The following is a 13,170-nucleotide window of genomic DNA, read 5'->3' as shown; positions in this document are numbered from 1 at the left end:
ATGTCTTTTTCTTACTTAGATATATTTTCTTCAATAATGTCATGGAGTTGTTGGAAGTCTTTTTTCACATTATAATCATGACGTTCCTGCTTCATCAGTTCCTTTAAAATACTTTCAATTCGATCGATATCGGTTTCATCTGTGTAATCAATCCAATTCACATGCTCTAACCAATCAAAGTACGCGTGCTTCCCTTTTCCATAACTATTTCCAAAAAGCAAGCATGGTGTCCCAGTGAGGACAGAGAAAACCATAGCATGCCAACGGTCTGTGATAATAATTTCTTGGTGTGAAAACAACTCCAGCTGTTGCTCAAACAAAGTGTCACGTGTGATTGGCGTAATCTCTTTTGGTTCATCTAATACGGTATCAACACGTTCCACTGGTCTGTCCCCACCGAGTATTTCTTTTATTTTATCAATGGTGGTTTGTTTGACAACCTTCTCTGAATCATGACGCAAAACAAACAAAGCCCCATTACGTTCAAATTTCCAGTCCACCGAGTTCATGTATAATACCATGTCCGGCGTGAAAATAACTTTATTGTCAAAAGTCGTAAGCATACGATGAAAGCTTTGTGCGTCGCGAGCTACAAGAACAAGATTTGGGTTCTTGCTATAAGCTGCCTGACTTATTCTTTTTTCAATCTCACCATCTTCATTATCCTCAAAATGAATTGATTGGGGAAATGAGATCGTAAGGTTGTTAACAAATGTCGAAAATACTTTACGCCTTGCCTCTTCGTGGTTGTGATACAAATTACCCATATTGCCACCACCAGTAAACGCAATAATATCATCTTTACGCAAATTTTCTTGGACAACAGGTATCGCCTCATCACCGTCTTCCTCAATAATTTCAATATACTGATAATTTGGAAATTCGTTCTCAATATATTTTCTTTCAGCCAATGATACTGCCTGATCACCCATATTTGTATAACGTGGTACACCAAACATATAAAATTTTGGACGATCATTTTGTGGAATTTCATGAACGACTTCTGCCGTATCAATGTAAAAATTAGCCATTAACTACACTCCTTTTTGGAGGCTATGATAGACTAGCTGTATCATAAGCCTTTGCCATTTTTTTACTATTGACAAACAGACTTGCTAACACAATACTTAATCCATTTGACATAGCAAAAACGAAAAATACCAATGCTGTTCCAAGAATAGCAACTAACTGGGGATAGATTAAACTAATGACGAAGTTGGTTATCCAAGTTGTTGCTGTGGCTACGGACATAAATTGCGCCTTAACCTTTCCAGGAAACATTTCGGCTAACAAGAGCCATGTAACAGGACTTACAATACCTTGATGATTAGCCAAAAACAACGTTAAACTGACAAGCACCAAAGCATTAGTTATTCCTTGAGAAAAAACACTAGATTTCATAATAGTTCCAAGTAGCGCCATAAAAACAACGTTACCAAGCAGACCAATAATCAACATGCGATGATGATTGGCATGTTCTATCATTCGAGTACCAAATATACTAGCAATAACAGAAACGACACCAATTAACACATTGGCGTACAAGGAGCCACTTTCACCCATACCAACTTTTTCAAGTAAAATTGTACCGTAATACATCACGGTGTTTACACCTGAGATTTGCTGAATCAGAGCAATCACAATTCCTGTCACTAACAAATAAAACAATTTTTTATTTTTTAATGCTATTGACCAATTAAATTCATTATCGTTTTGATCACTAGATTGATCACTTTGAGATTTGATAAGCTGGTTAGTATTTTCAAATCCCAATCGACGAAATATTTTTCGAGCTCGGTTAAAACGATGCTTTAAGAGTAACCATTGCGGACTACCGCTGATACGAAACGAGTTTACCCACAGAATAATTGATGGAACCGCACCAAAAATCACCATAACACGCCAAATTGGACCCCAATGGCCCCAGATGTTTCCTAATATTGCATTTACAATGAAAGCACATAACTGACCAAGTACAATAAAAATAGCGTTTTTGTTGACATTGGCGCTTCTTAAATTTTCCGGTGAAATTTCTGCTAAATACATTGGTGACAAACTTGATGCAGCACCGACTGCTAAACCTAATACAAATCGAAAAAGTGACATAAGCCAAAAGTTCATGGCAACAGCGCAAAGCACCGTAGCTATTGTAAATACGATTGCAATGATTCGTAGCGTTTTACGGCGACCAATTTTATCAGCAACTCGACCACATCCCAGTGCCCCAAAACAAGCACCAATAACCAATGAACTGGACACAACTCCTTGTAAGGTCGGTGTTAAATTCAGTTGGTCCGGACGGCTCATGAATGCCAGTGCACCGTTAATCACACCAGTATCGTAGCCAAATAGAAATCCGCCTAATGATATAACGTAAACACAGTAATGCAGAAAATCCAGCTTAACTTTTTTTGATTTATTTTTCATACTTTTAATATTCCTTTGTAAAAATTTTAAAAGTGAGAAAACCATAAATCACTTAAACAAATTCTTCGTATTCTTTTGGATCTTGGTCATCCACACGCCCATCTTTACGTTCCAAATCAGATATTTGGCTAACCTCAGTCTCTGTCAGTGTGAAATCAAAGATATCTAAGTTACGTCGCTGATGATGAGGAGTGGTAGCTTTAGCAACTGGTAAAATACCACGTTGTATATGCCATCTCAAAATAATTTGACCCGCATTTTTATCATATTTGTCGGCTAGTTTTAAAATTAACGGTTCTGTTAATTCGCTACTGCCTCGACCTAATGGGCTCCAAGCCTCAGTTACGATACCATACTCTTGATTAGTAGCCACCAATGATTCCTGCGGCCAATATGGATGAATTTCATTTTGGTTAACAGCCGGTGTGACCCCCGTTGCTGAAATAATCTTATCCAGATGTTCCTTTTCAAAGTTGGACACACCAATCGAACGAACTAGTCCACGCCTTTGTGCCTCAATTAATGCTTGCCAAGCCTCCACATAATTGTCCCGTTTAGGAAGTGGCCAATGAATCAAATAAAGATCCAAATAGTCTAATCCTAAACGAAGCAATGATTCTTCAATGATTTTCAGAGCATCTTCGAAATGATGATATTTACCAGGAAGTTTTGTTGTTACATAAAATTGCGAGCGTGGGATACCTGAACGACGAATAGCTTCTCCAACCGCACCTTCACTGTCATAATTTGTAGACGTATCAAGCAATCGGTAACCGATTTGTATAGCATTTAAAATCTGGTCAACGCCTTGATAACCTCGAATCTGAAAGGTTCCCAAGCCAATTTTTGGTAACTGATGCCCATCATTTAGTTCATATAACTCATTCAAACTCATTAAAAATGTCCCCTATTCTACTGCAAAAAGGTTTATAAAAAAGCCTAACTTGTTAACTAACAAATTTAAGCTTTAGTAGCAATACTGATATAATCCTTAATCAGCTTTTTTATAATCAGCGTTTTTTGGATCGTGTTCGTAAAGATTAGTATTTTCGGCAGTTGACTCAGGATCAATCTTTTCCTTTTGATCCTTAACCTGCTCTTCTTTATTTTGGTCCTTATTTTTGTTTTCTGTCATTATAAGTTTCTCCTACACCTACTTTCTGTCTAAAACAGTTAATTATAGTTTTACGCAGTGAGTTTTTATAAATTACTTATTTGTGCGACTAGTAATCCAAGATACGATTAAGACTAATACAATTGCACCAATAATTGAAGGAATAAGTGCCATTCCTGCTAAGCTTGGTCCCCATGATCCAAGAAGGCTTTCACCTAACCAAGAACCAATTAAACCAGCAATGATGTTACTAATCCATCCCATAGCTGCACCGCGGCTTGTAATTGCTCCTGCAATAGCACCGATAACTGCACCTACGATAAGTGTCCAAATTAATCCCATAATGATATCTCTCCTTCTGGTTCTCTATCAGAACCTAAGTGCGGATTACCACAGTCATATTTTTTCCGCAAATATTTAGCTTGCCCTTTTATCACGTTTGATTCTAAAAAGGGCTTAGTGACTACTAATCAAACTGGCTATAAAATTAATCATAGTGGCAATGAGGAGTGTACTAAAGGCAAAAGAAATGGGTGAGTGCCCTAATGCAACTTTTCGAAAACGGGTTGTAGAAAAATTTGTATCCGAAACTTGGTAAGTTATACCAATGGTATAGGCCAAATACAAAAAATCCCAGAAATTAGGCAGACCCTTTGCATTAAATGACACACCATCATTATTTTGGTAATAAATTTCTGTGTAATGAATAGCGTACAATGATTGAATCCAAGGCAAGCAAGAAAACATTCCCGTGTCTATGAAAAAATTTTTGAATTTTTATTCGCTTCGTAGCTTGCATCAACCTAGTTCTAATTATAAGAAGCACAACGTTTAGACCGTTGTGCTGAGACTTGCTACTGCAACTTCAAACCGCTTGTACGTTTACTTGACACGATTATCGTCATCGTTCACTGCTTGATAAGTTGTTTTTTTCACGGCATCAACGCCAGCTGAAGTTTTTTCTTTGATTGTGCTACCAGCGTCTGTTACGCGATCCTGTAAGCTTGTTTGTGATGCGTCAAATTCTTTTTGTGTTTGAATATCAACTACTTCAACATTTAACTCAACTAGCGTCAAACTTGTTGTTTCTCGCACCTGTTTTGTGATTACTTCTGTTAGTTGCTTATAAATATCATGTGCGTTGTGTCCATATTCCATGATAATATCTAAATCTACCGCAACTTGTTCTTTTCCGACCTCGACACCAATGCCATCAGTGGGGTTATCCGTATTCACAATTTTATTTTTAATGTTTGCGACAAAACCACCGTCAACACCTAGCAATCCTGTCACTTTTTCAATTGCATAGCCCACTACTTTTTGAATCACTTTGTCATTAAATGTTAATTCACCTTTAGGTTGACGATTCTCTGTTGCAGTATTTTGTGTAGTTGTAGTTTTTGTTTCTGTAGACATAATTAAATCCTTTCTATAGCTAAATAACTAATTTTTACGTGTAAATATTTTAGAGACAATTGACAAATCGAGATTATACGCTTCGAGCAAGTAGCCAATCCAACCTGCTAGTAAGGTGACAACTATAATCAAAATCGTCTTCCAAAATCCTACAGTTACCAATAGAGTTGACAGAATGAAACCCGCAAGACCACCAACCCAAATATTAATTGATTTTTTGTCTTTCATTATATCCGCACTCCTTTTTAAATCACACGTGTGACTTTACGCTTTGAGTTTGATTTCTGATTTACTTTAATATCAACTTTAATGGGAATTCGATTTATGCCAGCGAGTAAATCATTCAAGCTTTTCGTTAAATCGTATGAAATACGAGGTAATTCTTCGACTGTCGCCTGTTTATAAACTGAATCAGCAACAATATAAAATTTTCGTTGACGACGAGTATTTTTCAATCTCACTTTAATATTTGATAAACCTTCACCTGAGAGCTTTGTCTGAATAAACTGGTTGATACCATGATTACTCAACGCAAGCCGTCCTTCTTTGGTTTGCTTTAAAGGAATATCTGGTAATTCTACCGGCCATACCAATATGAGTAAAAACACAAGCACGGTCAGTGCCAGCAGTACGAGACCATAGTAATAAATGAAAAGATCACTCTTAAAGTTTAAATGTATATTAAACTCTGCTAAAAATTTGAAAACTTCATCAATTATTTTTGGCCATATCAACAAACAAAGCCCAACCAAATATCCGAGGCTGAAAATACTCAGAACAATTTTTTGACTTTTCTTCATATCATACCTCTCTATTACCTTATGCTACTGTTTTGCTCTCATACCAAACACCATTGACACGACTAGTACAAGAATCACAGCCCCAATTATCGAAGGAATGATTGCCATTCCCGCCAAGCTAGGTCCCCATTGACCCAACAAAGCCTGGCCAATAGCCGATCCGATTAGACCAGCAATAATATTGCTAATCCACCCCATTGACTCACCACGATTTGTGATAGCACCTGCAATGGCACCAATAATGGCACCTACAATTAATGACCAAATCATAATCTTTCCTCCATTATCTTTTCTATGAATTATGATATCCAATTCACTAGCCTAAATATAACACTATCGGAAAGCGTTTACAAAAATAACGCTTACCCCCTTTACAAAACAATGAAATTATGAGTTATTTTTAAAAGATTAAAAAACAACAGCTCCTCATCAATAAGTTGCTATCGTTATTATCTGTTCAATGATTTAATTATGGATTTTCTCTTCCAAACGGTCCCCAGCTTTGTCGATGCCTTTAGCTGCAAATATGGTCCCTCCAACCGCTATACCGCCTAGAATTAATGTAGATGCTAACAATACCTTAAGTACAGTTTTTAACATAGTTTTCCTCCTTTATGCCTAAAATGAAAATTTGTTAATCTTCTTTTGTTTTCTTCCAATTTCTGACAAAATAATAGAAACTGAACAATAATTGAGACAACGCCAAAAGCATCGATAGTTTATCCCAAAAGCCAAATTTTTTATTCTTTTTATCCATCTTTTCTCCACTTTCTTCGTTGATCCAACCAAATTTCTGATTAGTATCTTCGAAATTCAAAGGAGCTCATGATTCACTTTAAGCCACCAGTAACATTGATTGACTCACCTGTTACATAGCTAGATTCATTTGAAGCTAGGAAAACATAAGCGCCTGCTAATTCTGCCGGTTGACCAGCTCTACCGATGGGTGTCGATTGGCCAAATGTTGGAATGTTCTCCGGTAACTGTCCACCAACAATCTGCAAAGGTGTCCAAATGGGACCAGGTGCCACACTATTCACGCGAATCCCTCGATTAGCCAATTGTTTAGCCAAACTCATCGTCATATTCTTGATAGCAGCTTTTGTACCTGCATAATCCACGAGAAATGATGATGGTTGCTCTGCCTGAATAGAATTCGTTGTTATGATACTGCTGCCAGGTTGCATATGTGGTAAAGCCGCTTTAACAAGCCAAATGAGACTAAAAACATTTGTTGCATAAGTGTCGGTTATTTGTTGTGTCGACAAATTAGCTATATCAACTTCCGCTTGTTGTTTACCAGCTACTAACGTCAAAATACTTAAATCACCAAAAAATGAAACTGCTTCATCAATCAACTTTTGGCTGAATGCTTCATTCTTTAAATCACCTGGAACTAGCTTAATTTTACGACCCAATGATTCAATAATGCCCTTAACTTCTTGTGCATCTGGTTCTTCTTCAGGAAGATAATTTAACACAATATCAGCACCTTCATGCGCATACGCTATCGCCACAGATCTGCCGATTCCTGAGTCACCACCGGTTATCAGTGCTTTCTTATGTTTCAGGCGGTCATGCCCAACGTAACTTGCTGCACCATCATCTGGTGTTGGCGACATCTTGCTTTGTAATCCTGGTTCAGGTTGACTCTGTTTTGGAAAATTCTGCTTTGCATATTCTCCATTTATGTTTGTCATATAATTCCTCCCTTTTTCATACAATACTCAGCACAATCTTGACACGCACTAATAACGTGTATATTGTTTAACAAACACTTTGTTTGTTTCTACATGACTATGATGATTATGGTATGCCATACCGTTTTCTCCTAATTAATCGTTATCTATATAGTCATCGTCTTCTAAGGCATCCTTATTAATAAATGCTTGAAGTTGCCAAATATTTACGTCTAAATAAGCTTTATAACTAATTAGTGAATCTTCCAAAGCATCATTTTCTTCTTCCTGTGCTAAGCGAATTGCACGAATAGTAAATTCACGATTAGATCTAAAATCTTCTACTATCTGTAGGACCATCTCATCAGCAGTGTAATATTTTTCCGAAGAATCTTCAGAAATCGTTGTAAATTCTTGGAATTCAGTAGTTGTTGATGCTGGCTTAAATCCTGAAGCTAGTAAACGTTCTGCAATTTTATCAAACCATGCCTCATTTTCGTTATATAAATTTTCAAAACATTATGCAATGCATAGAAATTTTTACCTTTTACATACCAATGATATTGATGCAATTTTACATGTAATGTATGAATATTAGCAAGTATATGATCTGTAACAGCTGCAGAATTAATCTTAGTATGATGAATGTGTTCTTTATATGCTTGTTCGGCAGCTAATTTTTCTTGCCTTTCATTTACCGTTGTCATTTTATGCACCTTCCTTTACTTTTGAACTAATTACTGGGTATCCTAAGTCTTCAATTGCTTTTTCAATTGTATTCAAATTGACCTGATTTTCATCAAAATCCACTTTTACCTTACTCGCATTGAAAAGTACTTTTACAGAATCTTTTTTTACACCAGCAGTCTGTTTTAAACCACGTTCGATTTTTTGTAAACATGATGGACAAGTTAATGTTTCTAATTTTAATGTTGCTTTAGTCATATCTATCACTCCTTTAAATGAATTATATAGGCCATTCTTTTTAAGATACTTGATATAGATCAATTATCTTAATTGATAACCTCTTAATCTCATTGCATTTAAAATAACTACTAAAATACTGGCCTCATGAATCAACATCCCAATTGACATAGACATCCATTCACTAAATATTAAACTAACCAATAGTATTATCACGACGCCAACAGCAATTAGAATATTTTGTCGCATATTCGCATATGTTACTTTTGCTAGGCCTAAAGCATGAGGAAGGCGGTTAAAGTTAGAATTCATTAAAACAATATCTGAACTTTCAATTGCGACATCTGTTCCATTCCCCATAGCTATACCTACCTCTGCAGTAGCCAGAGAGGGACTGTCATTAACGCCGTCACCGATAAAAACAACTATTTCACCTGAGTCCTGTCGTCTTTTTAGAAATGCTTGTTTGTCCTCTGGTAGCATATCACCATGGGCTTCGGTTAAACCTAGTTCCTTTTTAACTGAATTAACTGTACCTTGGTTATCACCTGATAATACAATGAGATTTTTAATACCAAGTGATTTTAATTTTTGTAAGTCCTGCTTAACACCTGGTCGAACTTTGTCGCGGATACCCATTAACATGATTAACTTATGATCAACTGCCGTTAATACAATTGAATTACCGGTTCTTTCTAAATAATTCAATTTTTTAAGAACATCATCAGATAGCGGTATACTTTCTTGTTTCATTAAGGTTTTATTTCCTACTGAAACAACGTGCCCATCTACGTGAGCAATTACGCCCCCCACCTTTTACAACCTGTGTATTTTCTATAGGCCTTACTTTATATTGTGCTAATTTATTTACAATAGCGACAGCTAATGGATGATCAGACTCACTTTCAACTGAAAGCAATAGAGATAAATCCTCCTCCTGATTATTTCCATAATAAATAATATCGCTCACTTCAGGCTTTCCTTCAGTTAAGGTACCTGTTTTATCGAATAACACTGTATCTGCATTGGCAAAATGACTAATCACTTCAGAACCTTTAAATAAAACACCATTTTTTGCGCCATTTCCTATCCCCCGCAACATTTGACACAGGTACACCAATTACCAAGGCTCCTGGGCAACCAAGTACTAATACGGTAATCGCAAGTTCTGTATCTTTGGTTAATACCCAAACCAACAGCCCAATTGTAAGTACTGCAGGTGTATACCAGCGAGAAAACTGGTCAATGAATCGTTCTGCTTCTGATTTAGAATCCTGTGCTTCTTCTACCAACTCAATAATTTTTCCAAATGTAGAATCTTCCCCTACTCTATCAGCCACTATTTGAATAGTACCGTTGTCCATAATAGTACCGGCAAATACTTCATCGTCTTTTTCTTTCTTTAAAGGTAAAGATTCACCTGTGATATTAGCCTCATTTACATATCCTTTTCCAGTGGTTACCCTACCATCTACGGGAATCTTGGCACCAGTCTTTACTAGGAGAATGTCCCCTTCTTCTACTTCATCAATATCTACTTCTGCAAATTGTCCCCCTGTCAATTGCTTAAAAGCAGTTTCTGGAGCCATTTCCGTCAACTCTTTAATAGCTGATCGTGTTTGGTTAAGTGTTCGTTGTTCTAAATATGATCCAAATAAAAATAAAAAAGTAACAATTGCTGATTCTTCATAATTTTGAATAAAGAGAGCACCAATGACCGCTATCGTTACTAAAACATCAATACTTACTACTTTTACTTTCATAGCCTGATAAGCCTGTAAAGAAATGGGGGTAACGCCTAATATCGAAGCTATAATAAAAGCACTATTAGAAATTGTTGTATTGGCAAAAATAAAGTGTGCGATTAGTCCTAAAGCAATGAGTAAGCCACTGATACTAGTAATTTTATTTTTATGTTTAAGAATATTATGTTGCATATGATTTCTCCCTTAATTTTAGTTCAACTAAAGTGTATTAACTTTTGGGAGATATAAACTTGACGTCCATCAAGTTTATGAAATAGTTCTAAATAAGTAAAAATATTATAATATTGGCTTAGTCATGCACTTACTGAATCATTCTAGTGAAGCTATGACGTTAACTTACCTTGGCTTAGATCAAGCCAGCCGTGAGACTATGTTGAATCAAATTGATTTTGGTTAAACTCATTAGCTATAACTACAGTTGTAGTTATAGCTAATGTTTTATAGCTAAAAAGCATAGATCATTAGACTCAAGCAATACTTTAGTGACTTATCAACCTGAACTTTGCTATGCTCTGTATTAAAGACTATAAATGGTGGGAATTTGGCATATGCAAATAGGTGAAAAAATAAAAATCATTCGTGAAAACAAAAAACTGTCACAAGAAGATATGGCTAAAAGTTTACACGTATCGTATCAAGCAGTATCTAATTGGGAACGTGGGAAAAGTTATCCGGATATCTCTAACATTATTATGATTTCAGATTTATACAGTATTTCATTGGACGAGCTGATTAGAGAAGATAAAAATTATAAAGACATATTACTTGAAAAGAAAGTATCAGGTATCGCGGATGCTATCCTTAATATTATTTTCTTATTGTGCGCCGTCATGTTATTAATTTATATGATGGTTGAAAACAAGCTCACCTCAGATAATTCTTTTTATATCATTCTGACAATCTTGGTTATCATCCATACCAGCGTTGATTTATTAAAATTGCTACCAAAAAAAAGCGTGTAGTTGGCTTACAGGGAATATTGGTAATCCTTTGAGACTTAAATTAATACGATGGAGAATTATATTAGCATTCAAAATAAGTTGAGATAGACACCAATACTATCTCAACTTATTTTTATGTGGTTAAGCTGACATCAGCTTGCCCACGCGGGTAGCGTTCTGCATGAAATGCTCTCACTGAAGGTGATCCTGCAATGATAAATTGCCCCGTCACGGCGTGACCCGCCGGAGGTTTTTCTAGCCGGATAATAGGCGCTAAAAAATAGCAGTTTCCCCAGTAGGAAGGGGAAACGCTACTGTCATCGCTTGTCGATGACGTGCCTCGCAGAGCCTGTCCAAAATATTATTTTGGTATAACAGGCTATACCAGATTTTTAACGGTGTTATACTGGTCTTGGAAAACCCTTTTTGAGGAGGCATTTTTGATGGCGCATTTAAAGAAAAATACCCGTGGCGCAGTCCCTGGTTTAGCGGTTCACTTTGAACGTAAAACCGACCATCACACGAACAAAGAAATTGATGGGTCGAAATCCTATCTGAATCAAGATCTCATGGCGGATGGTTCTGATATGCTTTCACGCTTCAATGCGCGTTTAAATAACGTTTATTGCATGAAAAGAGACGATGTGAAGGCGTTAGCGACGTGGATAGTCACTTTACCTGAAGAACTCACAGAAGCCCCCTACGAGCAACAGAGCGCCTTTTTTGAAGCAACCACCAATTTTCTTAATGCACGTTATGGTCAAGAAAATGCCGTGGCCGCTGTGGTGCATTATGACGAGACAACCCCTCACTTGCACTATGCCTTTGTCCCCGTCGTTTTTGATGATAAAAAGTCACGTTATAAAGTATCCGCTAAAGAAGTACTCACACGCCATGATTTACAAACCTTTCATGATGATTTAGATCAACATTTAAAAAAGGTGCTGCCCTTTTATGAACAAGGGATTTTAAATAACAAAACCTTACCATTTGAGAATGTCGCTGAAATCAAAAAATACAATGATCAGTTTAACGCCTTAAAAAACGAACTAGCTGACGTTGAAGACAATATTAGGGCTAAACAGGCCGTACTTAAAATCACGGATCAAGCCTTAACGGAAGTTGACTTAGCCGAAAAACAAATTGATGCGTTTAAACAAGCCTTATCTAAAAACCTCTTTGGTAAGACGGTGCTGAAGCCAGATGACTTAGATCGCTTTAAAAACGTGTTAGCCACGATGAAGAAATCCACCTTACAAAGCCAGCATGAGACGGAAGAACTCAAGCAAACATTAGGCCAAGTCAAAGCGCAATTAGGAGACGTCCAAGCAGACTATCAAAACCTGAAAGAAACGCATCAAGCGCTTCAGAAGCGACAGCGAAAACAGCAACAGCTGGATTATGCCATGCGAGACATGCTTAAAAATGATTATGGTGTCGACAAGATAGCCCATACGGATGTGGAGGCTCGGTATGTCCTTTATAAGCTAGATCATGAAGAACTTACAAAAAATAAAAAAGTAGCCCAGTCATGGTTAAAAACACTGACGACAGCTAGAGCAGATCCAGACACCAAAATAGCGCCTAGTAGATTAGATCGCGGTATCGAACAAGTTAAAGCATTGATTAATCGAATCATTGAATTAACGCGTGATCTTTTTAAAGGACCAAGTCTCTAACGCTAAACCGGCTTATTTGCCGTTCTAAACGTTTTTAGCCATGTGACGTAGAAATAATCATTGAACGAATTAAAACGTCTCTATTGGCGTAATAAGTGGCAATTATGATAGATGACCAGTAATCCGTCATTTAAAATAATTCCAAACAAAAAGAACACTCTGGACAAACATTATGTACAACGGTGTTCTTTTTGTTTTGTTTTTATTAATTCAGTAAAAAGGCGAAGCCTATTATAAGTTTATCTTTTATATTTTAATCTTTTGTTCTTTTGCGCAGTTATAAAGTCAGTATTATCAAGGTTTAACAGGATAATACCCCACAAAAAAACTGTGTATACCCCACAAAAAAACTGTGTATACCCCACAAAAAAACTGTGTATACCCCACAAAGATAAAAATAAATTGTGGTACATGGTGATACAAT

At 36.6% G+C, this 13,170-nt stretch carries 16 protein-coding genes and 2 pseudogenes; 2 read left to right on the top strand and 16 right to left on the bottom strand.

What is annotated here, in order from left to right:
* Positions 1–11 precede the first annotated feature (11 nt).
* The 16 genes and pseudogenes from FGL80_RS08820 to FGL80_RS09255 all read right to left on the bottom strand — a co-directional run bounded on the left by FGL80_RS08820 (position 12) and on the right by FGL80_RS09255 (position 10,297).
* Complete coding sequence (locus FGL80_RS08820) at positions 12–1,031, bottom strand: polysaccharide pyruvyl transferase family protein (RefSeq protein ID WP_147002018.1); 1,020 nt, start codon at positions 1,029–1,031, stop codon at positions 12–14.
* Between the two features lie 22 nt (positions 1,032–1,053).
* Positions 1,054–2,427, bottom strand: a complete 1,374-nt coding sequence (locus FGL80_RS08815; protein ID WP_147002017.1) for a sugar porter family MFS transporter — start codon at positions 2,425–2,427, stop codon at positions 1,054–1,056.
* A gap of 52 nt (positions 2,428–2,479) precedes the next feature.
* The gene (locus tag FGL80_RS08810) at positions 2,480–3,322 is read right to left on the bottom strand and encodes an aldo/keto reductase (protein ID WP_147002016.1); all 843 of its coding nucleotides are present in this window, start codon (positions 3,320–3,322) and stop codon (positions 2,480–2,482) included.
* A 96-nt stretch (positions 3,323–3,418) separates the two neighbouring features.
* Positions 3,419–3,562 carry a hypothetical protein gene (locus tag FGL80_RS09090; RefSeq protein WP_004909504.1) on the bottom strand — a complete coding sequence of 48 codons (144 nt, stop codon included), beginning with the start codon at positions 3,560–3,562 and terminating at the stop codon, positions 3,419–3,421.
* A gap of 72 nt (positions 3,563–3,634) precedes the next feature.
* The gene (locus FGL80_RS08805; protein ID WP_004909507.1) at positions 3,635–3,883 is read right to left on the bottom strand and encodes a GlsB/YeaQ/YmgE family stress response membrane protein; all 249 of its coding nucleotides are present in this window, start codon (positions 3,881–3,883) and stop codon (positions 3,635–3,637) included.
* A gap of 114 nt (positions 3,884–3,997) precedes the next feature.
* Entirely contained in the window at positions 3,998–4,288 is a 291-nt protein-coding gene (locus FGL80_RS08800) for a DUF1345 domain-containing protein (RefSeq protein ID WP_227784245.1), read from the bottom strand.
* Positions 4,289–4,423: 135 nt separating this feature from the next.
* Entirely contained in the window at positions 4,424–4,957 is a 534-nt protein-coding gene (locus tag FGL80_RS08795; protein ID WP_147002015.1) for an Asp23/Gls24 family envelope stress response protein, read from the bottom strand.
* A 27-nt stretch (positions 4,958–4,984) separates the two neighbouring features.
* Positions 4,985–5,185, bottom strand: coding sequence for a DUF2273 domain-containing protein (locus tag FGL80_RS08790; protein ID WP_084460067.1), 201 nt, complete (start codon positions 5,183–5,185; stop codon positions 4,985–4,987).
* 17 nt (positions 5,186–5,202) lie between these two features.
* Positions 5,203–5,757 carry an alkaline shock response membrane anchor protein AmaP gene (gene amaP, locus FGL80_RS08785; protein ID WP_147002014.1) on the bottom strand — a complete coding sequence of 185 codons (555 nt, stop codon included), beginning with the start codon at positions 5,755–5,757 and terminating at the stop codon, positions 5,203–5,205.
* Positions 5,758–5,781: 24 nt separating this feature from the next.
* Entirely contained in the window at positions 5,782–6,027 is a 246-nt protein-coding gene (locus FGL80_RS08780; protein WP_147002013.1) for a GlsB/YeaQ/YmgE family stress response membrane protein, read from the bottom strand.
* 195 nt (positions 6,028–6,222) lie between these two features.
* Positions 6,223–6,357: a hypothetical protein gene (locus FGL80_RS09265; protein ID WP_114667741.1), complete on the bottom strand. Its 135-nt coding sequence runs from the start codon at positions 6,355–6,357 to the stop codon at positions 6,223–6,225.
* Positions 6,358–6,391: 34 nt separating this feature from the next.
* Entirely contained in the window at positions 6,392–6,514 is a 123-nt protein-coding gene (locus FGL80_RS09260) for a hypothetical protein (protein ID WP_004909530.1), read from the bottom strand.
* Between the two features lie 73 nt (positions 6,515–6,587).
* Entirely contained in the window at positions 6,588–7,457 is an 870-nt protein-coding gene (locus FGL80_RS08765; RefSeq protein WP_002827666.1) for an SDR family oxidoreductase, read from the bottom strand.
* A gap of 135 nt (positions 7,458–7,592) precedes the next feature.
* A pseudogene (locus FGL80_RS08760) lies at positions 7,593–8,143 on the bottom strand (Dps family protein).
* A 1-nt stretch (position 8,144) separates the two neighbouring features.
* On the bottom strand, positions 8,145–8,381 hold the full coding sequence (locus FGL80_RS08755) for a heavy-metal-associated domain-containing protein (RefSeq protein ID WP_004909683.1): 237 nt from the start codon (positions 8,379–8,381) through the stop codon (positions 8,145–8,147).
* Between the two features lie 63 nt (positions 8,382–8,444).
* Positions 8,445–10,297: pseudogene (locus tag FGL80_RS09255) on the bottom strand (heavy metal translocating P-type ATPase).
* A gap of 377 nt (positions 10,298–10,674) precedes the next feature.
* On the opposite strand from FGL80_RS09255, the gene FGL80_RS08745 reads away from it, so the two are divergent.
* Positions 10,675–11,088: a helix-turn-helix domain-containing protein gene (locus FGL80_RS08745; RefSeq protein ID WP_147002035.1), complete on the top strand. Its 414-nt coding sequence runs from the start codon at positions 10,675–10,677 to the stop codon at positions 11,086–11,088.
* Positions 11,089–11,510: 422 nt separating this feature from the next.
* Complete coding sequence (mobV, locus tag FGL80_RS08740) at positions 11,511–12,746, top strand: MobV family relaxase (protein ID WP_147002030.1); 1,236 nt, start codon at positions 11,511–11,513, stop codon at positions 12,744–12,746.
* Positions 12,747–13,170: the final 424 nt, after the last annotated feature.

Origin of the sequence: Leuconostoc lactis (genome assembly GCF_007954625.1) — a bacterium.
GTDB classification, from domain to species: Bacteria; Bacillota; Bacilli; order Lactobacillales; family Lactobacillaceae; genus Leuconostoc; species Leuconostoc lactis_A.
Note: the sequence above shows the minus strand (reverse complement) of the source record. Positions and strands in the feature narration are given on the sequence as shown.

Bases quoted from the DNA above. Each gene is read 5' to 3' on its own strand.
- FGL80_RS08820 (WP_147002018.1), bottom strand. From the start codon at position 1,031: ATGGCTAATTTTTACATTGATACGGCAGAAGTCGTTCATGAAATTCCA.
- FGL80_RS08815 (WP_147002017.1), bottom strand. From the start codon at position 2,427: ATGAAAAATAAATCAAAAAAAGTTAAGCTGGATTTTCTGCATTACTGT.
- FGL80_RS08810 (WP_147002016.1), bottom strand. From the start codon at position 3,322: ATGAGTTTGAATGAGTTATATGAACTAAATGATGGGCATCAGTTACCA.
- FGL80_RS09090 (WP_004909504.1), bottom strand. From the start codon at position 3,562: ATGACAGAAAACAAAAATAAGGACCAAAATAAAGAAGAGCAGGTTAAG.
- FGL80_RS08805 (WP_004909507.1), bottom strand. From the start codon at position 3,883: ATGGGATTAATTTGGACACTTATCGTAGGTGCAGTTATCGGTGCTATT.
- FGL80_RS08800 (WP_227784245.1), bottom strand. From the start codon at position 4,288: ATGTTTTCTTGCTTGCCTTGGATTCAATCATTGTACGCTATTCATTAC.
- FGL80_RS08795 (WP_147002015.1), bottom strand. From the start codon at position 4,957: ATGTCTACAGAAACAAAAACTACAACTACACAAAATACTGCAACAGAG.
- FGL80_RS08790 (WP_084460067.1), bottom strand. From the start codon at position 5,185: ATGAAAGACAAAAAATCAATTAATATTTGGGTTGGTGGTCTTGCGGGT.
- amaP (WP_147002014.1), bottom strand. From the start codon at position 5,757: ATGAAGAAAAGTCAAAAAATTGTTCTGAGTATTTTCAGCCTCGGATAT.
- FGL80_RS08780 (WP_147002013.1), bottom strand. From the start codon at position 6,027: ATGATTTGGTCATTAATTGTAGGTGCCATTATTGGTGCCATTGCAGGT.
- FGL80_RS09265 (WP_114667741.1), bottom strand. From the start codon at position 6,357: ATGTTAAAAACTGTACTTAAGGTATTGTTAGCATCTACATTAATTCTA.
- FGL80_RS09260 (WP_004909530.1), bottom strand. From the start codon at position 6,514: ATGGATAAAAAGAATAAAAAATTTGGCTTTTGGGATAAACTATCGATG.
- FGL80_RS08765 (WP_002827666.1), bottom strand. From the start codon at position 7,457: ATGACAAACATAAATGGAGAATATGCAAAGCAGAATTTTCCAAAACAG.
- FGL80_RS08755 (WP_004909683.1), bottom strand. From the start codon at position 8,381: ATGACTAAAGCAACATTAAAATTAGAAACATTAACTTGTCCATCATGT.
- FGL80_RS08745 (WP_147002035.1), top strand. From the start codon at position 10,675: ATGCAAATAGGTGAAAAAATAAAAATCATTCGTGAAAACAAAAAACTG.
- mobV (WP_147002030.1), top strand. From the start codon at position 11,511: ATGGCGCATTTAAAGAAAAATACCCGTGGCGCAGTCCCTGGTTTAGCG.